18 protein-coding genes and 2 pseudogenes are annotated in these 23,992 nt (G+C 69.1%); 8 read left to right on the forward strand and 12 right to left on the reverse strand.

Going from position 1 to position 23,992, the window contains the following annotated elements:
* Positions 1-155: 155 nt before the first annotated feature.
* Positions 156-4,775 carry an ATP-dependent helicase gene (locus tag ABZS64_RS06825; RefSeq protein WP_355824145.1) on the reverse strand — a complete coding sequence of 1,540 codons (4,620 nt, stop codon included), beginning with the start codon at positions 4,773-4,775 and terminating at the stop codon, positions 156-158.
* A 242-nt stretch (positions 4,776-5,017) separates the two neighbouring features.
* Between ABZS64_RS06825 and ABZS64_RS06830 the strand changes: the two genes are divergently transcribed.
* Positions 5,018-6,877 (forward strand): TIR domain-containing protein, encoded by a 1,860-nt coding sequence (locus ABZS64_RS06830; RefSeq protein ID WP_355824148.1) that lies wholly within the window; start codon positions 5,018-5,020, stop codon positions 6,875-6,877.
* A 40-nt stretch (positions 6,878-6,917) separates the two neighbouring features.
* On the opposite strand, the gene ABZS64_RS06835 is transcribed toward ABZS64_RS06830, so the two are convergent.
* Positions 6,918-7,853 carry a hypothetical protein gene (locus ABZS64_RS06835; protein WP_355824150.1) on the reverse strand — a complete coding sequence of 312 codons (936 nt, stop codon included), beginning with the start codon at positions 7,851-7,853 and terminating at the stop codon, positions 6,918-6,920.
* A gap of 78 nt (positions 7,854-7,931) precedes the next feature.
* Here ABZS64_RS06835 and ABZS64_RS06840 point away from each other — a divergent pair, with 78 nt between their 5' ends.
* The 4 genes and pseudogenes from ABZS64_RS06840 to recX all read left to right on the forward strand — a co-directional run.
* Positions 7,932-8,126: a DUF3046 domain-containing protein gene (locus ABZS64_RS06840; protein WP_355824153.1), complete on the forward strand. Its 195-nt coding sequence runs from the start codon at positions 7,932-7,934 to the stop codon at positions 8,124-8,126.
* Positions 8,127-8,493: 367 nt separating this feature from the next.
* Complete coding sequence (locus ABZS64_RS06845) at positions 8,494-9,717, forward strand: AI-2E family transporter (RefSeq protein WP_355824708.1); 1,224 nt, start codon at positions 8,494-8,496, stop codon at positions 9,715-9,717.
* A 197-nt stretch (positions 9,718-9,914) separates the two neighbouring features.
* On the forward strand, positions 9,915-11,042 hold the full coding sequence (gene recA / locus ABZS64_RS06850; protein WP_355824157.1) for a recombinase RecA: 1,128 nt from the start codon (positions 9,915-9,917) through the stop codon (positions 11,040-11,042).
* Positions 10,982-11,617 (forward strand): annotated as a pseudogene (gene recX / locus ABZS64_RS06855) (recombination regulator RecX); the annotation flags it as partial. The gene recA and the pseudogene recX, both read left to right, overlap by 61 nt.
* A 457-nt stretch (positions 11,618-12,074) precedes the next feature.
* Here recX and ABZS64_RS06860 read toward each other — a convergent pair.
* From ABZS64_RS06860 to ABZS64_RS06900, 9 genes and pseudogenes are all read right to left on the reverse strand, one after another.
* Positions 12,075-12,461, reverse strand: a complete 387-nt coding sequence (locus ABZS64_RS06860; RefSeq protein ID WP_355824160.1) for a rhodanese-like domain-containing protein — start codon at positions 12,459-12,461, stop codon at positions 12,075-12,077.
* Positions 12,458-13,006 (reverse strand): cysteine dioxygenase, encoded by a 549-nt coding sequence (locus tag ABZS64_RS06865; RefSeq protein WP_355824162.1) that lies wholly within the window; start codon positions 13,004-13,006, stop codon positions 12,458-12,460. Before ABZS64_RS06865 ends, ABZS64_RS06860 begins: the two co-directional genes overlap by 4 nt.
* 70 nt (positions 13,007-13,076) lie before the next feature.
* Complete coding sequence (locus tag ABZS64_RS06870; RefSeq protein WP_311605579.1) at positions 13,077-13,163, reverse strand: putative leader peptide; 87 nt, start codon at positions 13,161-13,163, stop codon at positions 13,077-13,079.
* A gap of 32 nt (positions 13,164-13,195) precedes the next feature.
* On the reverse strand, positions 13,196-14,791 hold the full coding sequence (locus ABZS64_RS06875; RefSeq protein WP_355824165.1) for an FAD-dependent monooxygenase: 1,596 nt from the start codon (positions 14,789-14,791) through the stop codon (positions 13,196-13,198).
* Between the two features lie 265 nt (positions 14,792-15,056).
* Positions 15,057-15,218 (reverse strand): annotated as a pseudogene (locus ABZS64_RS06880) (transposase family protein); the annotation flags it as partial.
* A gap of 415 nt (positions 15,219-15,633) precedes the next feature.
* A complete protein-coding gene (locus ABZS64_RS06885) occupies positions 15,634-16,539 on the reverse strand; it encodes an amino acid ABC transporter permease (RefSeq protein WP_355824168.1) in 906 nt (301 codons plus the stop codon).
* Entirely contained in the window at positions 16,536-17,204 is a 669-nt protein-coding gene (locus tag ABZS64_RS06890; RefSeq protein ID WP_355824170.1) for an amino acid ABC transporter permease, read from the reverse strand. The genes ABZS64_RS06885 and ABZS64_RS06890 overlap by 4 nt, the downstream gene beginning before the upstream one ends.
* Positions 17,205-17,278: 74 nt before the next feature.
* Complete coding sequence (locus ABZS64_RS06895; protein ID WP_355824173.1) at positions 17,279-18,109, reverse strand: glutamate ABC transporter substrate-binding protein; 831 nt, start codon at positions 18,107-18,109, stop codon at positions 17,279-17,281.
* A 58-nt stretch (positions 18,110-18,167) separates the two neighbouring features.
* Positions 18,168-18,950 (reverse strand): amino acid ABC transporter ATP-binding protein, encoded by a 783-nt coding sequence (locus ABZS64_RS06900; RefSeq protein ID WP_355824176.1) that lies wholly within the window; start codon positions 18,948-18,950, stop codon positions 18,168-18,170.
* A gap of 271 nt (positions 18,951-19,221) precedes the next feature.
* Here ABZS64_RS06900 and ABZS64_RS06905 point away from each other — a divergent pair, with 271 nt between their 5' ends.
* Together ABZS64_RS06905 and ABZS64_RS06910 are read left to right on the forward strand one after the other, a co-directional pair.
* Positions 19,222-19,929, forward strand: a complete 708-nt coding sequence (locus tag ABZS64_RS06905) for a response regulator transcription factor (RefSeq protein WP_355824179.1) — start codon at positions 19,222-19,224, stop codon at positions 19,927-19,929.
* A gap of 15 nt (positions 19,930-19,944) precedes the next feature.
* Positions 19,945-21,336, forward strand: coding sequence for a HAMP domain-containing sensor histidine kinase (locus ABZS64_RS06910; RefSeq protein ID WP_355824182.1), 1,392 nt, complete (start codon positions 19,945-19,947; stop codon positions 21,334-21,336).
* On the opposite strand, the gene ABZS64_RS06915 is transcribed toward ABZS64_RS06910, so the two are convergent.
* The gene (locus ABZS64_RS06915) at positions 21,326-22,324 is read right to left on the reverse strand and encodes a TAXI family TRAP transporter solute-binding subunit (RefSeq protein WP_355824184.1); all 999 of its coding nucleotides are present in this window, start codon (positions 22,322-22,324) and stop codon (positions 21,326-21,328) included. The two genes, ABZS64_RS06910 and ABZS64_RS06915, sit on opposite strands and share 11 nt — an antisense overlap.
* Positions 22,325-22,475: 151 nt before the next feature.
* On the opposite strand from ABZS64_RS06915, the gene miaB reads away from it, so the two are divergent.
* Positions 22,476-23,966 carry a tRNA (N6-isopentenyl adenosine(37)-C2)-methylthiotransferase MiaB gene (miaB, locus tag ABZS64_RS06920; RefSeq protein ID WP_355824187.1) on the forward strand — a complete coding sequence of 497 codons (1,491 nt, stop codon included), beginning with the start codon at positions 22,476-22,478 and terminating at the stop codon, positions 23,964-23,966.
* Positions 23,967-23,992 lie beyond the last annotated feature (26 nt).

Genomic DNA, 23,992 nt, shown 5'->3' on the forward strand with positions numbered 1-23,992 from the left:
ATGTGCGGCCGAGCCGCACATTTCAGCCCCGCCGGCGCTTGAGGCGCGGGGGTCGGGGGGCAGCGCCCTCGGTTACGGGAAGGGGCGGGGTGGGGTGGGGGCAAGGCCCGCCGCAGGCGCACCCCACCCGCACCGCACCCCCACCCCGCCACGCGTCAGGGCCGCAGCCGCAGTCCCCTCGGCGTGGCATGGAACCCCGCCACCTCAAGCGCGCGGCCCAGTGGCGACGTCAGCGCCGCTATGCCGTTGGTCCGCTCCACGGTGACCGTCCCCAGCGCCCCCGCCCGAGCCGCGTTCGCCAGCGCCCCCGCCGCCGCGTGCAGCGCAGGCGAGTCCGGGTCCGTCGCCCAGGCCAGCAGGGTCTTGCCGCCGCGCTCCATGTACAGGGTCAGCTCGCCGTCGACCAGGACGACCAGCGAGCCCGCCTTCCGGCCGGGCTTGTGGCCGGCGCCGGTCGGCGGCTCCGGCCAGGGCAGCGCCGCGCCGTACGCGTTGGCCGGATCGGCGGCGGCCAGCACCACGGCCTGCGGTGCCGTCTGCGTATCGGCCCGGTCCCGGGCCGCGGCCGCCGCCCGCAGCCGGTCGACCGCGCCGTCCATCGCGAACTGGGCCGCGCCCAGCCCCTCCACGACATAGCCGCGGCGCGCCTGACCGCTGTCCTCGAAGGCGGAGAGGATGCGGTACGTCGCCGAGAACCCGCCCTCCACACCCTCGGCCGCCACCGCGCCCCGGGTCACCACACCATGGCGGTCGAGCAGCGTGCGGGCGATGGCGTGCGCGCGGTGGGTCGGGTCGGGCTCGGTGCTGGGGAGCAGCGACCAGCGGCCGCTGACCGTCGGCGGGCCGGTACGGGACGCGGGGCGGGCCGCCGCCGTAAGGCTGCCGTACCGCCCGCGTGGCACGGTCCGTCTGGCCCGATGGGCCGTGGACCCGGCGGTGCGGCCCGAGCCGAGCAGCGAACGCAGTGGCGCCAGGCTGTCGTTGGTGAGCCGGCCCGACCAGGCCAGGTCCCAGACGGTGTCGGCCAGTTCGGGGTCGGTGGCGTCGGGGTGGGTGGTGGCCCGGACCTGGTCGGCGATCTGGCGGAAGAACAGTCCGTACCCGGGGGAGAGGGCGCTGAGGACCGACTCGTGGAGCGCGCTGAGCTCCAGGGGATGGGGCTGGGGAAGGAGGAGCGGGGCGGCGTCGGCGAGATAGAGGGAGATCCAGCCGTCCTTGCCCGGGAGCGAGCCCGCGCCCGCCCAGATGACCTCGCCCGTCGTGGTCAGTTCGTCCAGGAGGGCGGGCGCGTAACCGGAGACTCGGGACGGGAGGATCAGTTTCTCCAGGGCGGATGCGGGGACCGCGGCCCCCTGGAGCTGCTCGATCGCGCGGGCCAGTCCGTCGATGCCGCGCAGGCTGTTGCTGCCCAGGTGCTGCCATTGCGGGAGGAAGGTGGCGAGGGCGGCGGGCGGGACCGGCTCCAGCTCCTGGCGCAGCGCGGCCAGCGAACGGCGCCGCAGTCTGCGCAGCACCGTCGCGTCGCACCACTCCTGGCCGATGCCGGAGGGGTGGAACTCGCCCTGAACAACCCGTCCGTTCGCGGCGAGCCGCTGCAGGGCGCCGTCGGTGACCGCGGCGCCGAGGCCGAAGCGGGCCGCTGCCTGGGTCGAGGTGAAGGGACCGTGGGTTCGCGCGTACCGGGCCAGCAGGTCGCCGAGCGGGTCCTTGACCGGCTCGGTGAAGGCCTCCGGAACGCCGACCGGGAGCGCTGTGCCGAGCGCGTCCCGCAGCCGGCCCGCGTCCTCGATCGCCGCCCAATGGTCAGCGCCCGCAATCCGGACCCGGATGGCCCGGCGCGACGCGGCCAGATCCTGGGGCCACTTCTCCTCGCCGCCGCGCTCCGCCAACTCGGCGTCGGTCAGCGGGCCGAGCATCCGCAGCAGGTCGGCCACGCCCTCGGCGTCCTTGATCCGGCGGTCCTCGGTGAGCCACTGCAACTCACGCTCCAGCTCGGCCAGCACCTCCGGGTCGAGCAGCTCGCGCAGCTCGGCCTGGCCGAGGAGTTCGGCGAGCAGCCGCGAGTCCAGGGAGAGGGCCGCGGCCCGCCGTTCGGCGAGCGGTGAGTCACCCTCGTAGAGGAACTGCGCGACGTAACCGAACAGCAGCGAACGGGCGAAGGGGGACGGCTCGGGTGTGGTGACCTCGACGAGGCGGACGCGGCGGGACTCGATGTCGCCCATCAGGTCCGTGAGCCCCGGTACGTCGAAGACGTCCTGGAGGCACTCGCGGACCGCTTCGAGGACGATGGGGAAGGAGCCGAACTCGCTCGCAACCTGGAGTAGTTGGGCAGCGCGCTGGCGCTGCTGCCACAGCGGGGTGCGCTTGCCCGGATTGCGCCGGGGCAGCAGCAGCGCACGCGCGGCGCACTCGCGGAAGCGGGAGGCGAAGAGCGCGGAGCCGCCCACCTGGTCGGTGACGATCTGATTGATCTCGCCCTTGTCGAAGACGGCGTCGGCCGCGCCGACCGGGGCCTGCTCGCTGTCGTACGTGGTGTCGAGATGGACCGGGTCCTGGTCCAGCAGATCCAGGCCCATCAGATCGGCGTCGGGCAGCCGCAGCACGATGCCGTCGTCGGCGTGCATGACCTGTGCGTCCATTCCGTACCGCTCGGCCAGGCGGGCGCCGAGCGCCAACGCCCAAGGAGCGTGCACCTGGGCGCCGAAGGGGGAGTGGATGACGACCCGCCAGTCGCCCAGCTCGTCGCGGAAACGCTCGACCAGGATCGTGCGGTCGTCGGGGACGTGGCCGCAGGCGCGGCGCTGCTCGTCGAGATAGGCGAGGACGTTGTCGGCGGCCCAGGCGTCGAGGCCGGCTGCCAGCAGACGGAGGCGGGCGTCCTCGGGAGTGAGCCCGCCGACCTCGCGCAGGAACGCACCCACCGCTCGGCCCAGCTCCAGCGGGCGGCCCAGTTGGTCGCCCTTCCAGAACGGGAGGCGGCCGGGCACCCCGGGGGCGGGGGAGACGAGCACCCGGTCGCGGGTGATGTCCTCGATCCGCCAGGAGGTGGTGCCGAGCGTGAAGACATCACCCACCCGGGACTCGTACACCATCTCCTCGTCGAGCTCGCCGACCCGGCCGCCGCCCTTCTTCGGGTCCGCGCCGGCGAGGAAGACGCCGAACAGGCCGCGGTCCGGAATCGTGCCGCCGGAGGTGACCGCGAGCCGCTGCGCCCCCGGCCGGCCCGTGACCGTACCCGCGACGCGGTCCCACACCACGCGCGGGCGCAGCTCGGCGAAGGCGTCGGAGGGATAGCGCCCGGCGAGCATGTCGAGGACGGCGGTGAAGGCCGACTCGGGCAGCGAGGCGAAGGGTGCCGCCCTGCGCGCCAGCGCCAGCAGATCGTCGACCTGCCAGGTGTCCAGGGCGACCATCGCGACCAGCTGCTGGGCCAGCACATCCAGCGGGTTGGACGGGATGCGCAGCGCCTCGATGGAGCCGCTGCGCATCCGCTCGGTCACGACGGCCGACTGCACCAGATCGCCGCGGTACTTGGGGAAGACGACGCCCGTGGAGACCGCGCCCACCTGGTGTCCCGCCCGGCCGACCCGCTGCAGCCCGGATGCGACGGACGGGGGCGACTCGACCTGCACCACCAGATCCACCGAGCCCATGTCGATGCCCAGCTCCAGGCTGGAGGTGGCGACGACGGCGGGCAGCCGGCCCGCCTTCAGATCTTCCTCGACCAGGGCGCGCTGCTCCTTGGAGACCGAGCCGTGGTGGGCGCGGGCGAGGAGCGGCGGTGCTCCTTGCGCGGCTCCGGACTGCCCCATGACCTCGGCCGGTGGCGGACCATCGGGCATCGGCGCTCCGGTGGCCCGTTCGTACGCGATCTCGTTGAGGCGATTGCACAATCGCTCCGCCAGGCGGCGGGAGTTGGCGAAGACGATCGTGGAGCGGTGCGCCTGGACGAGGTCGGCGATCTTCTCCTCGACATGCGGCCAGATCGAGGGCTTCTCACCGTTGTCCGACTCGGATGCGGGCGAGCCGCCCAACTCACCCAGATCCTCGACCGGCACGACCACCGAGAGGTCGAACTCCTTGCCCGAGGGCGGCTGGACGATCTCCACCCGGCGCTGCGGTGACAGATAGCGCGCCACTTCGTCCACCGGCCGCACGGTCGCCGACAGGCCGATCCGCCGGGCCGGGTGCGGCAGCAGCTCGTCGAGCCGCTCCAGGGATACGGCGAGATGCGCCCCCCGCTTGGTCCCCGCGACGGCGTGAACCTCGTCAAGGATTACCGTCTCGATGCCCGACAGTGCGTCCCGCGCCGAGGAGGTGAGCATCAGGAACAGCGACTCGGGAGTCGTGATCAGGATGTCCGGCGGCTTGGTGGCCAGCGACCGCCGCTCGGCGGCCGGGGTGTCTCCTGATCGGATGCCGACGCGCACATCCGGCTCCGGCAGCCCCAATCGCACGGACTCGTGGCGGATACCGGTCAGCGGACTGCGGAGATTGCGCTCGACGTCGACGGCGAGAGCCTTGAGCGGAGACACGTACAGAACGCGGCAGCGCATCTTCGGGTCCGCGGGATGGGGCGCGGACGCCAGCCGGTCCAGGGCGGCGAGGAACGCGGCCAGGGTTTTGCCGGAGCCCGTCGGGGCCACGACCAGCACGTCCGAGCCCTCCCCGATGGCCTGCCAGGCCCCCTCCTGCGCGGCGGTGGGCGCGCTGAAGGCTCCCGTGAACCATCTCCGGGTCGCGGGAGAGAAGGAGTCGAGCGCTGAAGCCGTCATGCACCCCATCGTGCACCGCACCACTGACAACGCGGGCTCCGCGGCCCCGGCGCGGTGGAAGCAGGCACAGTCGCGGTGACAGCACCCGCCCATCTATCCCTTATGGCACGGAATGCAACGGTCGGACCGGTGGAGCCCGTCCGGCAATTTTCGCGGCCGGGCCGGTTTAATTCTGGATGCTTCCAGAAGAATATTGGATCTTGCTAAAGTTATCGTGCTGGGCTTGTAGGCTTGGAGGGGCGATGGGTCGGGTCTTCATCTCGTACAGTCACGTCGATAAATTGTATGCGGAGCGAGTCATTCGGCAGCTCAGGTCGGCTCGCTTCGACGTAGTTGTGGACCAGGACGCCCTGCAGGCCGGCCAGGAATGGCGCACCGAACTGTTCCGGCTGATCAGGTCTTCGCAGGCAATCCTCGTGATTCTCACCGAGGCTGCGCGCACTTCCGAAGAAGTGGCGTCGGAATGGGCCTATGCCCTGGGGGTCGGCGTTCCGGTGTTCCCGCTTCGTTTTGAAGTGACCTCTCGCCCGTCGCGGCTCGACCAGTTGCACGGATTTGATTTCCGTCGGCACTCGGCGCCCTGGGGTGATTTGATCAAGACACTGCACTTTCTGCCGCCCGCCCCTCAGGAGTTCACCGAAGGGTTGGAGGAGGTGCAGAGTACGGCTCAGCAGATTCGCGCAAATCTCGACTTCCAGAGCAACAGGTGTTTTCAGCACATCGTCAGTCAGTCGTTACGCGAAATGGGAAGTCAGCTCCAGTCGATCGGGGGCGGCTCGCAGTACATGGTGCCGGCCACCCAGTACCCGTTCTATCTGATTTCTGCCCAGAATGTCCTGCGTGCGCGTGTCAAGGCGCTGGCCCTGGTGGATCAAGAGGAATTATTCTGGCAGCAGGGGGTCGGGAGGGTCATCAACGAAAGCGCTCAACCGGAGAGCGTTCGGGTATTCGCGTTCACGTCGCCCGGCGATTTTCATCGAATGTTCGAGACGTTGACGTACTATGCCGCCATTTACCGAGTGTATGCCATCAGCTATGAGCACTTGGTGGCGAAATTCAGCGCCTTCGGCAAGGATTTTTCGATCATCGAGGCGGATGGTGACCGAGTTCTCGGCAGCTATGCCGGTCCCGTGGGAGAGAAGGTAATACGCTTTTCTGCCGATGTCGACGAAGTCATCGATCATGAACGCGCATTGGATAGGATTGTTTCCGTGGCGCGCCAGATCGTCCCGGATGATCGAGGGAAAGTTGTGGCTGCGAGTAAGCAGATTTTCGAAGACTGGAAGCTTTCACCGCTCATGCTCAAAACGGCAGAGATGTCGCTGTACATCGCGATCGACGACTATGACGAGTTCGAAGAGCGGCATGCCTACTATGTCGAGATGATGGCCGAGATGCTCGCCGTCTTCCGCTCTCGGCGCGGCGGCAGGTATTCACGGGACCATGAACGGTGCCAGGCGCTGGAACTCGGTGCCGGGACAGGGATCTTCACCCGCCGTCTCGCGAATGAACCCGACGTCGAATGCGTCGCGGTCGAGATCGACTTTGCGTGCAGCAACAAACTGGAGCGCAATCTGCGCGCCCAGCCGAACGCGGTCGCGGTGAATGCAGACAGTCGCACCTACCGGGAGGGCAGTGAGGGCGGGCGTTTCCAGTTCATCTTCTCCTCCTTCGCCGATCACCACATCAAGCTGGAAGACAAGAGTCGCTACTTCGAGAACATCAAGAACAATCTGGCGCCCGGCGGACGGATCATCGTCGGCGACGAGTTCCTTCCGGAATACGATCCGGACGACGTCGAAGCCTGGCAGGCGGCCCTGCGCGGTTACCACGGGCACATCATCGAATTCGCTGCCGCTCGCGCTGCCGAGCACGAGAGCCGTGGAGAAAGCGAGGAGGCTCGTGCGCACCTGGAACTGATCAAGCTGGAGTCCGCCGCACTTGAATCCGGCCTCGCCAAGCAGGGTGACTTCAAGCTGTCACGTTGTCTGTACGAGCAGATTCTGAAAGAGCAGGGATTCCAATTCCGGGCGAAGAAGATCGGCCCTCTGGACGATGACTCGGTGGGGGGAATCTACGTGTACGAGTTGTGGCTGGACTGATACGTGGGTCGACGCGTCAGCCGGGATATCGGTCAACCCGTCAGTCGGTCGCGTGACCGTGCGCCCTTAGCGTCCGCAGCGCCTCGATCGTCACGATCGGCCGGGCCTCCAGAGCCGTGCCCGGGGCCCATTGACGCCAGTTGAGCGGCCAGCCGCCGTCCTCGCGTTGCTCGCTCGCCAGATGCTCCAGCGAGAGCGCCATCTCCTCGTCCGTGAACCAGCGGCGGGCGAGCGACTGCGGGGTACGGGCGTAGTTGTACGGGAAATGGTGCTCGCCCGCCGCATAGCCGGGCGCGACCGGGTAGTCCTCGAGCCGTCCCGGGTCTAGGACCGCCAGGTGCTGTTCGCGCACCAGCCGTCCCAGCCGGTCCGCCGCGGTCTCGGCTCGCGAGCGGTCCGGCACCCCGTCCAGGAAGGCCACCGCGGCCTCGATCTCGTACGGATGCGACTTCTCAAGACCCTCGACGGCGGCCCAGCAGAAGTCCGTGGCCCGGAACAGCCATGCGTGCCACACCTGATTGCGGTGCAGCAGCCCGACCACCGGGCCCGTCGCGAGCAGCTCGCTCGGTGGGTCGTCGACGATCGGGATGAAGGGGGCGGCCGGATAGCCGCGCTGGGAGGGGTGGATGGCGGGCAGCGCACCGTCGTGCGTCGACACGTCGGTCAGGTAGCGGCACATCCGCTCCACACGTAGTCCGCTGCAGCGGCCGATGGAGTCGAGGATGCGCAGGGCGTGCGCGGTGTGCAGCGGCTGGCTGACCGGGCCGCGCAGATCGGGTTCGAGGGCGTGGCCGTAACCGCCGTCCTCGTTGAGGTACGCGGCCAGGGCGGTCTCCACGGTGTCCGAGCCGCCGCCCAGGAAGTGGTAAGCGAACCTCCGCTGCTCCAGCACGCGGGCGGTCAGCCAGATGAAGTGCTCAGCACGGGCGAGTGGAGACGCGAGCGAGGGCGCGGGGGTTGCTCCGGTTCCAGCCATGTTCTGACCGTAGGGCGGAAAGGGCTTTCGGCAAGCGGGACGGACAAGGCTGCACCCCAGGGGCGGGATACTGACGTCATGCGGTTGACGATTTTCTGGGAGCGGATGGCGGATCACTTCGGTCAGGCCTACGCGGACTCCTTTGCGCGCGACCATGTGATGGCCGAGCTCGGGGGCCGTACGGTGCATCAGGCCCTGGCCGACGGCTGGGAGACGAAGGACGTGTGGCGCGGGGTCTGCGCGGCGGTAGGCGTCCCGGCCGAGAAGCGGTGACACCGGCAGCGGCCTGAGGGCGGGACGGGCCATGAGGCCCGGGGCCGGGGGACCGGTAATGGCACCTGTAGGCGACACTGGCCGGGTGGCCCAGACCGACAAGACCGAGCAGGACATGGCCGAGCCGGATGTGACCGCCGAGGACACCACCGCTCAGGACGCTGCTGCGCAGAACGCGACCGCTCCGTACGCGAGCACTCAGGACGCCCGCTCAGACGCGAGCACTCAGGGGGCGCGCGCTTCGGATGCGAGCACTCGGGACGCGAGCACTCCGGACGCCGGCGCTCGAGACACGACTGCTCACGACGCGCCCCCGCCGAACACACCGCCCCCCGCACCCGGGGCCGGATCCTTCGGCCCGGTACGTATGCCCCGCTGGCTGCCGCGCGCCATGGTGCTCGGACTGGCGCTCTACGCCTGCTTCCAGCTGGGCAGTTGGGCGTTCCACCAGCTCATCGGGCTGCTGATCAACATCCTGATCGCCTTCTTCCTGGCTCTGGCGATCGAACCGGCGGTAGGCAGGATGTCGGCGCGCGGCATGCGCCGCGGCCTCGCCACCTTCCTGGTCTTCTTCGCGGTGTTCATCGCGACCGCCGGCTTCATCGTCCTGCTCGGCTCGATGCTGGCCGGACAGATCGTCGACATGGTCGAGGGCTTCCCCAAGTACCTCGACTCCGTGATCCGCTGGATCAACGACACCTTCCACACCGAGCTCTCGCGCGTGGAGATACAGGACAGCCTGCTGCGCTCGGACTGGCTGCGGAAGTACGTCCAGAACAGCGCGAGCGGTGTCCTGGACATCTCCGCCACCGTGCTCGGCGGGCTCTTCAAACTGCTGACGATCTTCCTGTTCTCGTTCTACTTCGCGGCCGACGGGCCACGGCTCCGCCGCGCGCTCTGCTCCGTACTGCCGCCGGCCAAGCAGACCGAGGTGCTGCGCGCCTGGGAGATCGCCGTCGACAAGACGGGCGGATATCTCTACTCGCGCGGTCTGATGGCCCTGATCTCCGGTATCGCGCACTACATCCTGCTGGAGATCCTGGGCGTGCCGTACGCCCCGGCGCTCGCCGTCTGGGTCGGGCTGGTCTCGCAGTTCATCCCGACCATCGGTACGTATCTGGCGGGCGCGCTGCCCATGCTGATCGCGTTCACGATCAACCCCTGGTACGCGGTGTGGGTGCTCGGATTCGTCGTGATCTACCAGCAGTTCGAGAACTATGTGCTCCAGCCCAAGCTCACCGCCAAGACGGTCGACATCCATCCCGCGGTGGCCTTCGGCTCGGTCGTCGCGGGCACGGCGCTGCTGGGGGCGGTCGGCGCGCTGATCGCGATTCCGGCAGTCGCCACACTCCAGGCCTTCCTGGGCGCCTATGTGAAGCGGTACGCGGTGACCGACGACCCGCGCGTCCACGGCCACCGGCGGCGTGACGGGGGCCAGGCGCTCGTCCGGCTGCGCGGCGTACTGCGCGACAGGAGCGGGCGCGGGAGGGGCGAGGGCGGACAGGACGCCGTGTCCGGGGCCGCAGAGACCTCCGGGGCCTCCCGGACTGCCGGGACTGCCGCGACCTCCGGGACCGGCGACCGGTCCTGAGGCGCACGCGCGGGCGCCTCGCGTGGTGTGCTTGACACCAAAATCGAACATCCATTCTTATGGGATTCCGGCCCCAGGTTTCCCAGCGGTTTGCCAGAGTTATCCACAGGCTGGACGGACGCCGGGGCCCATTGTCAGTGGCAGGGGTTAGCGTCTTTGACGTGAAGCGATCGACTCAAGCAAATCGGGTGGAACCCATGGCAGGAACCGACCGCGAGAAGGCGCTCGACGCCGCGCTCGCACAGATTGAACGGCAATTCGGCAAGGGCGCGGTGATGCGCCTCGGCGAGCGGCCGAACGAGCCCATCGAGGTCATCCCCACCGGGTCGACCGCGCTCGACGTCGCGCTCGGCGTCGGCGGCCTGCCGCGCGGCCGTGTGGTGGAGGTGTACGGCCCGGAGGCCTCCGGTAAGACGACCCTCACGCTGCACGCCGTGGCCAATGCCCAGAAGGCCGGCGGCTCGGTGGCCTTCATCGACGCCGAGCACGCCCTCGACCCCGAGTACGCGAAGAAGCTCGGCGTCGACATCGACAACCTCATCCTGTCCCAGCCGGACAACGGCGAGCAGGCGCTCGAGATCGTCGACATGCTCGTCCGCTCCGGCGCCCTCGACCTGATCGTCATCGACTCCGTGGCGGCCCTGGTGCCGCGCGCGGAGATCGAGGGCGAGATGGGCGACTCGCACGTGGGTCTGCAGGCGCGACTGATGAGCCAGGCGCTCCGGAAGATCACCAGCGCGCTGAACCAGTCGAAGACCACCGCGATCTTCATCAATCAGCTCCGCGAGAAGATCGGCGTGATGTTCGGCTCGCCGGAGACCACGACCGGTGGCCGCGCGCTGAAGTTCTACGCCTCGGTGCGGCTCGACATCCGCCGTATCGAGACTCTGAAGGACGGCACCGACGCGGTCGGCAACCGCACCCGCGTCAAGGTCGTGAAGAACAAGGTCGCGCCGCCCTTCAAGCAGGCCGAGTTCGACATCCTCTACGGCCATGGCATCAGCCGCGAGGGCGGTCTGATCGACATGGGCGTGGAGCACGGCTTCGTCCGCAAGGCGGGCGCCTGGTACACGTACGAGGGCGACCAGCTCGGCCAGGGCAAGGAGAACGCCCGCAACTTCCTGAAGGACAACCCCGATCTCGCCAATGAGATCGAGAAGAAGATCCTTGAGAAGCTGGGCGTCGGCGTGAGGCCGGAGGCCCTGGCGGCCGAGCCGGGCGCGGATGCCGCCGGTGCGGCAGCTCCGGCCGAGGACGCGGCGAAGTCGGTGCCCGCGCCCGCCTCCAAGGCCAAGTCGGCCAAGACGGCGGCGGCCAAGGGCTAGCCATGGCCGGGCGAACCGAATGGCCGGGCGACAGCGCCTCCTCGTCGAGGGCCGAGAAGGAGCTGTCGCCCCAGGATCCGGCGGAGCGGGCGCGGGCGATCTGCCTGCGCCTGCTCACCGGGACTCCGCGTACCCGTAAGCAACTCGCGGACGCGCTGCACAAGCGTGAGATCCCCCCGGAGGTGGCCGAGGAGATCCTCTCCCGCTTCGAGGACGTGGGACTGATCAACGACGCGGCCTTCGCGGACGCGTGGGTGGAGTCCCGGCACCACGGCCGGGGCCTGGCCCGGCGGGCGCTTGCGCGGGAGCTGCGCACCAAGGGAGTGGACCCCGCCCTGATCGATGAGGCGGTCGGGCAGCTCGACTCCGACCAGGAGGAGGAGACGGCGCGCGAACTGGTCGCCCGCAAACTCCGCTCGACGCAGGGCCTGGACCGCGACCGCCGCCTGCGCCGCCTGGCGGGCATGCTGGCCCGCAAGGGCTACCCGGAGGGCATGGCCCTCAGGGTGGTCAAGCGCGCCCTGGAGGAAGAGGGCGAGGACGTGGGGGACTTGCCGGAGGAGGACGGGGTCTAGCGTCGCCGGGGGCGCGGTAGGGGGCCTGCGCCGAGCTGCGGCACGCGACCGGGGGCGTGCGGCCGGGGGCATGCGGCCCGCTGCCGTCCCGGCCGGTGGCGGCACGGCAGCTGCGACGCGCATGCGTGCCCTGCCGAGGCAGGCGGTATCGGGGCCCGGATTGGCGGCGGCGGCCCGCTGACGTTCCGGACGGTGCGGCACGGCAGCCGCCGCCGGGCAGGCGGGCCCTGGCCGGGGCAACGCCGTACCACGGCCTCGGCCTTGCTCGGGCACCCTGCCGCGATGCACTTCCGGGCGCTCGCGACACGTCTGCGAACCGCCGTCGGCGTACCCCGGCCAGCCCCGGCCGCGCAGCTGCGATGGGCGTCGTGTGCTCGTCGTCATGGCCGCGCCCACCCAGGGCCGGACAGTGACTGCCCCCGGCGCCGTGACGCATGCCTGCGTCAAGCCGGACGCGTCACCCCTCCACCGGCAGGCCCGCAGACTTCCATGCCTGGAAGCCGCCGATCAGGTCCGTCGCGCGGTGCAGGCCCAGTTGGCGCAGCGACACCGCCGCCAGCGACGAGGCGTAGCCCTCGTTGCAGATCACCACGACCCGCAGATCGTGGCTCACCGCCTCCGGTGCGCGGTGGCTGCCCTGGGGGTCCAGGCGCCACTCCAGTTCGTTGCGTTCCACGACCAGCGCACCCGGGATCAGGCCGTCCCGCTCGCGCAGTGCCGCGTACCGGATGTCGACCAGGAGCGCGCCGTCCGCGGCGGCGTCGAAGGCCTCCTTCGGCTCGACGCGGTCGAGGTCCTCGCGGACCCGTTCCAGAAGTTCGTCGATCCCCACCTGCTCGCTCACTGCCAGTCCCCCGGACGCTCGACCTGCTCAAGACGGAGTACCGCGCCGGACCGGCTGAAGCGGCGGATCAGCGGCAGCGGCGGATAGTACGCATGCACCGAGACGACGTGCTCGGCGGACTCGTTCAGCACCTCGTGCACATGGTGCTTCCCGAAGGCCCGGCCGTTGCCCGGCCCCAACTGCCGTTCGCGGTCCACCCCTTCGTTCAGCTCCAGGGTCTTCCAGCCGCTCGCGGGCAGGCGCACGGCGAGGGAGTTCTCCTTCAGCTCGCCGACGCCCGTGGCGAACGCGCCGTGCGACTCGGCGTGGTCGTGCCAGCCGGTGCCCGTGCCCGGGGGCCAGCCGATCAGCCAGGCCTCACTGCCGCCGGGGCCTTCGAGCCGTACCCAGGTACGGCCCTCGGGATCGAGCGGGAGCGAGGCGATGAGTTCCTTGTCGGCGGCGGAGCGCCGTACGAAGTCGAGCAGCTCGGCGGCTGTCGGCGCGCTCGAGTCACGGGTGGCGACAGATGTGGAGTCAGACTGCGCGGCGACAGGCTGGGACACGGAAACCGTCCTGGAAGTTCGCGGGGAAGCGCGCCGCCTGAGCAGGCCACAGCGCGCGGGGAGGGCGAATTCAGCAGGACGGACGACACACGCAGCCTGCGTAGCGGACGAGGTCCATATGGACCCTCCGCCACAGGCGCACATCGGTGTCAGTCACGCTCCGGAGTACACCATGTGCGCCTGCGGGGGTCAATTGATGTCCGCAGTACGGTCACTGTGCACCGTTGACGGAGCGCCGCCGCGCGCCGAGTCCGCCGCCGAGTACAGCTCAGCCGGCCGCACCCCCGCGAACGACGCGACAAGGTGTCCGTCGGGGCGCACCAGCAGCACTGTGTGCGCCGAAGCCCCTGGGTAGCCCTCCGTGACGAGCAGTTCCGCCCGCACCGGCAGTGCGGTGACCGCCGCCGCCAGCCGCGGCATCACGCCCGCGCTCACCCAGTGCCGCCGGTCCCACACCCCCGTGCCCGGTGCGACGAGGATCACGAGCAGCTGCCCCTGCCCCAGCCGGTCTCTCAGACGTGCGCTCGTCCCGTCCGGCGCGGTCACCCGCACATCCGCGACGGGCGCGCCCGCCTCCGTACCGACGAGGGTCTGCGAAGGGGCGTATTCGGGTGCCAGGGGGGAGTGCGTGTATACGGGGGGCGCGCCCAGCGGGCCGTACCCCAGATGGCCGTCCGTCAGAAGGATGTCGTGCCCTCGCGCGGTACCAGGAAGGTACGTACGAAGTGCGCTGCCACCCCGCAGTATCGGCAGCGACTGGTCGGCGGCGCGCAGCCGCGAGGCGACGGCCGCCCGCCGCTCCGCCTGATAGCTGTCGAGCAGCGGCTCGCACGGGCCGTGGTGCCAGCTGTGCGCCAGCTTCCACGCCAGGTTGTCCGCGTCCCGAAGCCCTTCGTCGAGCCCCTGGGTGCCGAGCGCCCCCAGTAGATGCGCCGCGTCGCCCGCGAGGAAGGCCCGGTCGACGCGCCAGCGCCGGGCGAGCCGGTGGTGCAAGGTGTAGACGCCGGTGTCGAGGAGTTCGTACGGAGGTGTCTGGCCGCACCAGCCGGCCAGGGTGTCCCGCAGACGCGCGACCAGGGAGTCGGGGGTGACCAGTTCACCTCGGGGCGGCAGCAGCCAGTCCAGCCGCCATACGCCGTCCGGCAGCGGCCGGGCGGTGACCTCGTCGCCACCGGTGCGCCAGGGCGGCTGACGGTGCAACAACGCCTCGTCGGGCCAGGGGAGTTCAGCGCGCAGGGCGGCGACCGCATGCCGTTCCACCGCCGTACGCCCCGGGAAACGGATGCCGAGGAGCTTGCGGATCGTCGACCTCGCGCCGTCGCACCCGACCAAGTGGCTTCCGCGCCACCATGTGGCCGCGGGCCCGCGGGTGTGCACGCTGATGCCGCTCGCGTCCTGCTCCAGGGAGTCGACGCGACTCTCCGGGACAAGCTGGATCAGCCTCTGTCCGGCGACGGCGTCCCGCAGGCCGCGCGCGAGGGCGTGCTGGGGGATGTGCAGCGGCGCGGGGGCGGTCTCGTCGCCGAGGGGGAGCTGCCGTACATCCTGCCGTCGGCGCATCGAGCGCCAGCCGGCCCAACGGGCCCCCTCGTCACGGACAGTGGCGCAGCCGAGCCGTTCCACCATGGCCGCCATGTCGGAGCGCAGTACGACGGTGCGAGCGGGGCGAGGCTCGTCCTTGCCGGCGCCTTCGTCGAGTACGACGGAGGGCACGCCTTGCTGCGCCAAGGCCAGCGCGAGCGCGAGCCCGACGGGCCCGGCGCCGACGATGATCACCGGGTCCACGGCGTGACTCCTTCTGGCTTGCTGACGGAACGAAAGATAGCAAGGGGAGCCCGGTGCACGATCACAGAACGTATGCAACCCACTGCACCTGCCCGCGTCAAGCGACGAAGGAACGCGACGTTGGTCGGCTTTGCATGGCCGAGGGTGCGCGGCAGCCTCCTGCGCCGGGTTCAATTGCGGATGCCACCGAGGTATGACGGCGACGAGCTCTGTGAGCGCGCGCCTGCTGCTGACAACGGCAGACATTTCGAGTCAGTGAACCTTTTCAGCGTTGCCGCTCCAAAGTGGAGATGGCTGCGGCGATTGGCGTCATTCGGTTTGGGCTGCTGCGTGACCTGCGGAAGATGTGCCAGGACTTCAGCCGTGCCATGCCTCGTTCTACGTGTGCCACGGCCTGGGCCAGGGCGCGGTTGACCGTGCGCTGGGTCGGGTTGGCGAACCGGAGGCGGCCGAGGGAAAGCCCGTTTCCCGGTGCAGCGATGCGGCTCTGGCTAAAGGCTGTGAATCAGGGAATGGGAATCGAAGCCGTGTCTGCTATTTGTGATTTCGATGTCCCGTCGTGCGGCTTGGGTCAGGGTTACGGCGGGTGACGGCCGATGGGGAACGCTTTCGACCACGACGATCATCTGGCCCACAAGACGTTGACCCTGTGCCCCTTGGGCAGCCGGACGGCGACGAGAAGTCGACCTGCGGCTGCGGGGGTGGCTTCCGCCGTCCTGGAGTCTCGTCGACCACGATGGCAGCACGCCTTGCTGCGCAAGAGCCACAGTGTCACCGGGACGCGGCGAGGGGCGGTGGCCTCGCGGCCACCGCCCCTCGCTGGTCGAGCATCCGATGAACCGTCAGGTGCTGCGGCCGTCATCCTTCTTGACGCCGGGCTCGGCGATGGGCTCCTCGGCACCGGCCAGGTCGGCGCTGAGCACCGCGCCTGTGCTCCTCTTGGCACGTCGCAGCCTGCCCTCCAGCCACGACGCGAAGGTCGTGAGCATCAGGTTGAGGATGATGTAGATCACCGCGACGACGATGAAGCTGGGGATGACGTTCGCGTAGTTTGCGGCGAGCGTGCCCCTGGAGTTGAGCAGTTCCGTGAAGGCCAGAATCGCGCCGCCGAGAGCGGTGTCCTTGACGATGACGACGAGCTGGCTGACCAGGGCAGGCAGCATCGCCGTCACGGACTGCGGAAGCAGCACGCTCGTCATGGTCTGGCCCTTGCGCAGGCCGATCGCCTTGGCGGCTTCCGTCTGCCCCTTCGGCAGCGACAGGATGCCGGCCCGGACGATCTCTGCCAGGACGGACGCGTTGTACAGAACGAGGCCGGTGACCACGGCGTACAGCGGACGGACGTCACTGCTGATGGCGTCGGAGTTCGCGTAGAGCTCGTTCGCGAACAGCATCAGGAGGAGGACCGGAATGGCGCGGAAGAACTCCACCACCACCGCGGCCGGGCCTCTGACCCAGCGGTGATCGGACAGCCGGGCGATGCCGAAGACAGCGCCCAGCGGCAGGGCAATGACCATCGCAAGGGCCGCTGCCTTCAGCGTGTTGACGAGGCCTGGCAACAGGTAGGTCGTCCACGCTTGGCTCTCGGTGAAGGGCTTCCACAGGGACCATTCGAACTGTCCCTCGTCGGCCATGACGCTGTAGGCCCACCAGATCCCCAGCCCGAGAAGGACCAGGAAGACGACCGTGTAGATGACGTTGCGGAGCTTTGCGCGGGGCCCCGGAGCGTCATAGAGAACGGAGGTCATCGCTTCACCGCCACACGCTTGGCGACCCAGCCGAGGAAGAGACCGGTGGGAAGGGTCAGAACCACGAAGCCGAAAGCGAAGATCGCCGAGATGAGCACCAGCTGGGCTTCGTTCTCGATCATCTCCTTCATGAGCAGAGCCGCCTCCGCCACACCGATCGCCGCTGCGACCGTGGTGTTCTTGGTCAGAGCGATCAGCACGTTGGTGAGCGGACCGACGACCGAGCGGAACGCCTGCGGAAGGACGATGCTCGTCAGCACCTGGGTGAAGCTCAGCCCGATGGCCCGCGCCGCCTCCGCCTGACCGACCGGCACCGTGTTGATACCGGACCGCACGGCCTCGCAGACGAAGGCCGCGGTGTACGTGGAGAGTCCGAGCACGGCCAGCCGGAAGGCCTTCAAGTCGAAGTCGTCCGCCGCGCCCAGGGTCATGCCGAAGACGTTGGCGAGACCCAGCGAGGAGAAGACGATGATGACCGTCAAGGGGATGTTCCGGACTACGTTCACATAGACCGTGCCGAAAGCACGCATCAGAGGAACGGGGCACACCCGCATCGCGGCAAGAATGGTTCCCAGTACCAAGGAGCCGATTCCCGAGAGGACGGTGAGTTTCACCGTCATCCAGAACGCCCCGAGCAAGTCATAGCCTTCAAGAAAGTCGAACACGATCTCCCGCGCTTCCGCGTGTAGGAGGGCGCGGCGCGCCGCCGTCAGTCGCGGCGCGCCTGGTCAGCCCCGCTTCACTTGACGATGTTGCCGATCTTGGGGGCCGGCTCGTTCTTGTAGTTGGCAGGGCCGAAGTTGTCCGCCACGGCCTTGTCCCAGGCCTTGTCCTTGACCATCTTCTCCAGGGCGGCGTTGATCTTGTCGACCATCGCCTTGTCGCCCTTCTTGACGCCGATGCCGTAGTTCTCGTTGCTCAGCTTCAGACCGGCGAGCTTGAACTTGCCCTTGTACTGGTCCTGCGCCGCGAAGCCGGCCAGGATCGAGTCGTCCGTGGTCAGTGCGTCGACGGCACCGCTCTGGAGGCCAGCCAGGCACTCCGAGTACGTGCCGACCTGCTGCAGCTGGGCCTTCGGCGCGAAGTCGTTCTTGACGTTCTGCGCGGACGTCGAGCCGGTGACCGAGCAGAGCTTCTTGCCGTTGAGGTCCTCGCCCTTGGCGACGTTTTCGTCGGACCGGATCAGCAGGTCCTGGTGGGCGAGCAGGTAGGGGCCGGCGAAGTCGACCTTCTGCTTGCGCTCGTCGTTGATCGAATACGTGGCGGCGATGAAGTCCACGTCACCGCGCTCGAGCGCGGTCTCGCGGTCGGCGCTCTTCGTCTCCTTGAACGTGATGTCCTTGGCGTCGTAGCCGAGCTCCTTCGCGACGTACGTGGCGACGTCGACATCGAAACCGGTGAACTTGCCGTCAGGGGTCTTCAGGCCGAGGCCCGGCTGGTCGTACTTGATGCCGATGGTGATCTTCTTGCCACCACCGTCGCCCGAGCCGCTGTCGCCACCACAGGCGGTCGCGGTCAGGGAGAGGACGAGGACCGCGGCGGCCGCGGCGCTTGCCTTGTGCAGCTTCATGATGAACATCCCTTGTGTCGTAACTCGCCGGTCGTCGATGGTGCGGGAGCGCCGGTCGTCAGTGGTGCAGGATCTTCGACAGGAAGTCCTTAGCACGATCGCTGCGCGGATTGCTGAAGAACTCGTCCGGCGTGGCCTCCTCGACGATCCTGCCGTCCGCCATGAACACAACACGGTTGGCGGCAGAACGGGCGAAGCCCATCTCATGGGTGACAACCACCATCGTCATCCCATCGCGCGCGAGCTGCTGCATGACCTCGAGAACTTCGTTGATCATCTCGGGGTCGAGGGCCGAGGTGGGCTCGTCGAAGAGCATGACCTTCGGGCCCATCGCCAGTGCACGCGCGATAGCGACGCGCTGCTGCTGACCGCCGGAGAGCTGCGCCGGGTACTTGTCGGCCTGCGAGCCGACGCCCACCCGGTCGAGCAGCGAGCGCGCCTTCTCCGCGGCGGCCTTCTTGTCCGTCTTGCGGACCTTGAGCTGGCCCAGCATCACGTTCTCCAGCACACTCTTGTGTGCGAAGAGGTTGAAGGACTGGAAGACCATTCCGACGTCGGCGCGCAGCCGGGCGAGTTCCTTGCCCTCCTGGGGCAGCGGCTTGCCGTCGATGGAGATCGCGCCGGTGTCGATCGTCTCCAGGCGGTTGATGGTGCGGCACAGCGTGGACTTGCCGGACCCGGAGGGTCCGATGACGACCACGACCTCGCCACGGGCGATGGTCAGGTCGATGTCCTGGAGCACATGCAGCGCGCCGAAGTGCTTGTTGACGTTGCTCAGCACGACCAGTTCGCCCGCGGGTGCAGCGTCCTCGGCGCCCTTGGTCACTGAAACTCCGCTCATCGGCTTCTTGCTCCGTCCTCCTCGGTTGGGAGGACGTTAATCACGCACTGAGACCAATGTCATTACATCTGAGCGAAACCTGAGCATAACGATCCGGCTGCAACCGGACACTATGCGTGAACAGGGTGGTGGTCGGCGTACCGGGTGGGTAACGGAAACAGGCATGTAACGGGAAGCCTCTTGACTGGCCCTGCGGGTATCGGCCTTGATGCCCTGGTACATCACACGACCATCAAGCGACCATTACGCGACCGCGCGACCTAGGGGGGCCATGAGGCTGCTGCTCGTCGAGGACGACGATCATGTCGCCGCTGCCCTGTCCGCGGTGCTCGCCAAGCACGGCTTCCAGGTCGTCCACGCCCGCAACGGCGAGGAGGCACTGCAGGCCGTGCTGCCTGCCACGCATCCCGAAAAACCGCCGTTCGGGGTCGTACTCCTCGATCTGGGGCTGCCCGACCAGGACGGGTACCAGGTGTGCGGCAAGATCCGGAAGCTCACCTCGACGCCCGTGATCATGGTGACCGCGCGGGCCGACGTCCGCTCCCGGATCCATGGCCTCAACCTCGGGGCCGACGACTATGTCGTCAAGCCGTACGACACCGGGGAGTTGCTGGCCCGTATCCACGCTGTCAGCCGGCGCACCACGAGCGGGGACGAAGCCGGCGCGGCCGGGGACGGGCATGCGCTGCGACTGGGCCCGGTCACCATCGAACTGCCCACGCGGCGCGTCAGCGTCGACGGTGAGACGGTTCAGCTGACCCGCAAGGAGTTCGACCTGCTGGCTCTGCTCGCGCAGCGGCCCGGCGTCGTCTTCCGCCGGGAGCAGATCATCAGCGAGGTGTGGCGCACCAGTTGGGAAGGGACCGGCCGCACGCTCGAGGTGCATGTGGCGTCCCTGCGCTCCAAGCTGCGGATGCCCGCCCTGATCGAGACCGTGCGCGGAGTCGGCTACCGGCTCGTCGCGCCCGCGGCCACGTAAGGTCCGTACACCCCGGTGCGTACACGACTTCTCCCTCTGCTCATCGTCCTCATGGCGGGCGTGCTGCTCGCGCTCGGCTTTCCGCTGGCCGTGAGTGTCGCCGCCGCGCAGCAGCAGCGGGTCGTCGTGGACCGGATCGACGACACGGTGCGCTTCGCGGCGCTCGCGCAGTTCGTCGCCGAAGGCACGGGACCGGACGAGCGGCGCTCCACGCTCCAGGAACAGCTCGACCGCTACCACGACACGTACGACGTCAGAGCAGGCGTCTTCTACCGCGACGACGGCGTCATGGCACGCGCACCCGAGACCTGGGCGGTACCGCCGAGCGGCCAGGGCCGCGAGGCATTCGAGGAGGCGCTGTCCGGGCGGCGCAGCCAGGATCCGCCGCAGGTCTGGCCGTGGCAGCAGGGCGCCCGGCTGGTCGTCGCCTCCCCGGTCGTACGGGACGGGGACGTCGTCGCCGTCGTGGTCACCGATTCGCCCACCAGTGAGATGCGCTCACGCGTGCTGACGGGCTGGCTGCTGATCGCGGCGGGCGAATGCGCGGCGATGCTGCTCGCCGTCGGGGCCGCATTCCGCCTCACGGGCTGGGTGCTGCGGCCCGTACGGGTGCTTGACGCGGCCACCCACGACATCGCCACCGGGCAGCTGAACTCCCGGGTCGTGGCGTCCGGCGGCCCGCCGGAACTCAGACGCCTGGTCCGCTCGTTCAACGAGATGGCCGACAACGTCGAAGAAGTACTGGAACAACAGCGGGCGTTCGTCGCCGACGCCTCCCACCAGCTGCGCAATCCGCTCGCCGCACTGCTGCTCCGTATCGAGCTCCTCGCGCTCGAACTGCCCGAGGGGAACGAGGAGATCGCCTCGGTCCGTACCGAGGGCAAGCGCCTCGCCCAGGTCCTCGACGACCTGCTGGACCTGGCGCTGGCCGAGCATGCCCCGGCGGACCTCCAGCTCACCGACATCGGAGCGCTCGCGTCCGAACGGGTCGCCGCCTGGCGTCCCCTCGCCGACGAGAAGGGCGTACGGCTCACCGAGCACCGGGCCGCGGTCACCGCATGGGCCGACCCGATCGCGCTCTCCAGCGCCCTGGACGCGGTGATCGACAACGCGCTGAAGTTCACGCCGCGCGGCGAGGAGGTCACCGTCTCGGCCGCTTCCAACGGCGAGACGTCGACCGTCGTGATCACCGACTGCGGCCCCGGTCTGAGCGACGAGGAACTGACCCGCGTCGGCGACCGCTTCTGGCGCAGCGGCCACCACCAGAACGTCAAGGGCTCGGGCCTGGGCCTGTCCATCTCGCGCGCTCTGCTGGCGGCCGGCGGCGGATCGATCGCGTACGCCCATCACGAGCCGCGCGGCCTGCGGGTGACCGTGACCGTCCCGCGTACGTCCCCTACGGCTTGACCGAGCGGTAGTAGCGCCGGGCGCCCTCGTGCAGCGGCAGCGGATCCGTGTAGACGGCGGTCCGCAGATCCACCAGCTGCGCCGGGTGCACGGTGTTGCCGATCCGGTCCCGGCTCTTGATCACCGTGCGTGTGAAGCCCTCGGTCATCGCCGCGTCCATCCGGTCGGTGGTGACCAGCAGATTCGCCACCGCCACCGTCGGCACGGGCAGCCCGCCCTGCGCCTCCAGATAGGCGTCCGCGGGCATCACGGCCGCGCGGTAGTAGCTCGTCGTGTCGCTGGCGGAGTGCAGTTTGGCGACGAGCGCGGCATCCAGCGGCACCAACTGGATCTGGAAGCGCTCGGACAGCTCCTCGACGGCGGCCGTAGGCAGTCCGCCCGACCAGAAGAACGCATCCAGCTCGTGCGCCTCCAGCCGCCCGGGGACGGTGTCGATCCCGGCCGGGAGAGGAGTGATGTCCCGCTTCGGGTCGATGCCTGCGGCCTTCAGCAGCCGCTCTGCGATCAGCCGCACACCGGAGCCCGGCTGCCCTATGCCCACGCGCTTGCCGCGCAGATCACGCACGGACTGCACCTGGGAGCCGCGGGGGACGACCAGCTGGACATAGTCGTCGTAGAGCCGGGCACAGCCGCGCAGCCGGTCGGCGCCCGGCTTGTTGTCGCGCTTGTACTTGGCCACCGCGTCGGCCGTCGCGATGGTGAAGTCGGCCTCGCCGGTGGCCACGCGCGCGAGGTTCTGCTGTGAGCCCTCGCTGGTGCGCAGATCTATCGACACATCCGGCAGATCACGGGCGAGCGCCGCCTTCAACAGCACTCCGTACCGCTGGTAGACGCCGTTCTGCGACCCCGTGCTGAAGGTCAGCTTCCCGTGCGGCGCCGTCTCCCCGATGGGCAGCAGCCACCACGCCAGCAGCCCGAACACCACCAGGGCGGCCGCGGACGCCTGCAGGGCGCGGCGGCGGCTCATACGGGACGGGGCGGGGAACATGGCCGCGATCCTGCCAGCTCACTCCCTGTGATGGCCAGGCCCTGCGGCCGGTACCTGCCGCAGGTAACCGGTACCTGGCTCACGTGAGGGGAGAGGCTGCACGTAAGGGAGAGGCGGAGCGTCAGTACGACCCCGTACCCTGGTTGGCGCGATGAGTGCGAAAACTTACGAGGTGCGCACCTACGGGTGCCAGATGAACGTCCACGACTCCGAGCGACTCTCGGGCCTCCTGGAGGACGCCGGTTATGTCCGCGCGCCCGAGGGCGCCGACGGTGACGCCGACGTCGTCGTCTTCAACACCTGCGCGGTGCGGGAGAACGCAGACAACAAGCTGTACGGCAATCTCGGCCGGCTCGCGCCGATGAAGACCAAGCGGCCCGGGATGCAGATCGCCGTGGGCGGCTGCCTGGCCCAGAAGGACCGCGACACCATCGTCACCAGGGCGCCGTGGGTCGACGTCGTCTTCGGCACGCACAACATCGGCAAGCTGCCGGTCCTGCTGGAGCGCGCCCGTATCCAGGAAGAGGCGCAGGTCGAGATCGCGGAGTCGCTGGAGGCGTTCCCCTCGACGCTGCCGACCCGCCGCGAGTCCGCGTACGCCGCGTGGGTGTCCATCTCGGTCGGCTGCAACAACACCTGCACTTTCTGCATCGTCCCCGCGCTGCGCGGCAAGGAGAAGGACCGCAGGCCCGGCGACATCCTGGCCGAGGTCGAGGCGCTCGTCGCCGAGGGCGTCTCCGAGATCACCCTGCTCGGACAGAACGTCAATGCGTACGGCTCCGACATCGGTGACCGCGAGGCATTCAGCAAGCTGCTGCGCGCCTGCGGAAAGATCGAGGGCCTGGAGCGGGTCCGTTTCACCTCGCCGCACCCCCGCGACTTCACGGACGATGTGATCGCGGCGATGGCCGAGACGCCGAGCGTCATGCCGCAGCTCCACATGCCTCTGCAGTCCGGCTCGGACACGGTGCTGAAGGCGATGCGCCGCTCGTACCGGCAGGAGCGTTTCCTCGGAATCATCGAGAACGTGCGCGCTGCGATTCCGCACGCCGCCATCTCCACCGACATCATCGTGGGCTTCCCCGGCGAGACCGAGGAGGACTTCGAGCAGACCATGCACACGGTGCGCGAGGCCCGCTTCGCGAACGCCTTCACCTTCCAGTACTCCAAGCGTCCCGGGACCCCGGCGGCGACCATGGACGGGCAGATCCCCAAGGAGGTCGTCCAGGACCGCTACATGCGCCTGGTCGCCCTCCAGGAGGAGATCTCCTGGGAGGAGAACAAGAAGCAGGTCGGCCGGACCCTGGAGGTCATGGTCGCGGAGGGCGAGGGCCGCAAGGACGGCGCCACGCACCGGCTGTCGGGCCGCGCGCCCGACAACCGCCTCGTGCACTTCAGCCAGCCCGACCAGGACGTGCGCCCGGGCGATGTGGTGACCGTCGAGATCACCTACGCCGCTCCGCACCACCTGCTCGCGGAGGGCGCTGTGAAGGCCGTACGACGCACCCGCGCGGGCGACGCCTGGGAGAAACGGAACGCCGAGGCGGCCGCCAAGCCGGCCGGAGTGATGCTGGGGCTGCCGAAGATCGGCGTGCCCGAGCCGCTGCCGGCGGCCGCGGCGCCCGGATGCGGCTGCGACTGACCGCCGTCCGCCAGGCAGTCATGAGT

The organism is Streptomyces sp. NPDC005408, assembly GCF_040606445.1.
Classification (GTDB): domain Bacteria; phylum Actinomycetota; class Actinomycetes; order Streptomycetales; family Streptomycetaceae; genus Streptomyces.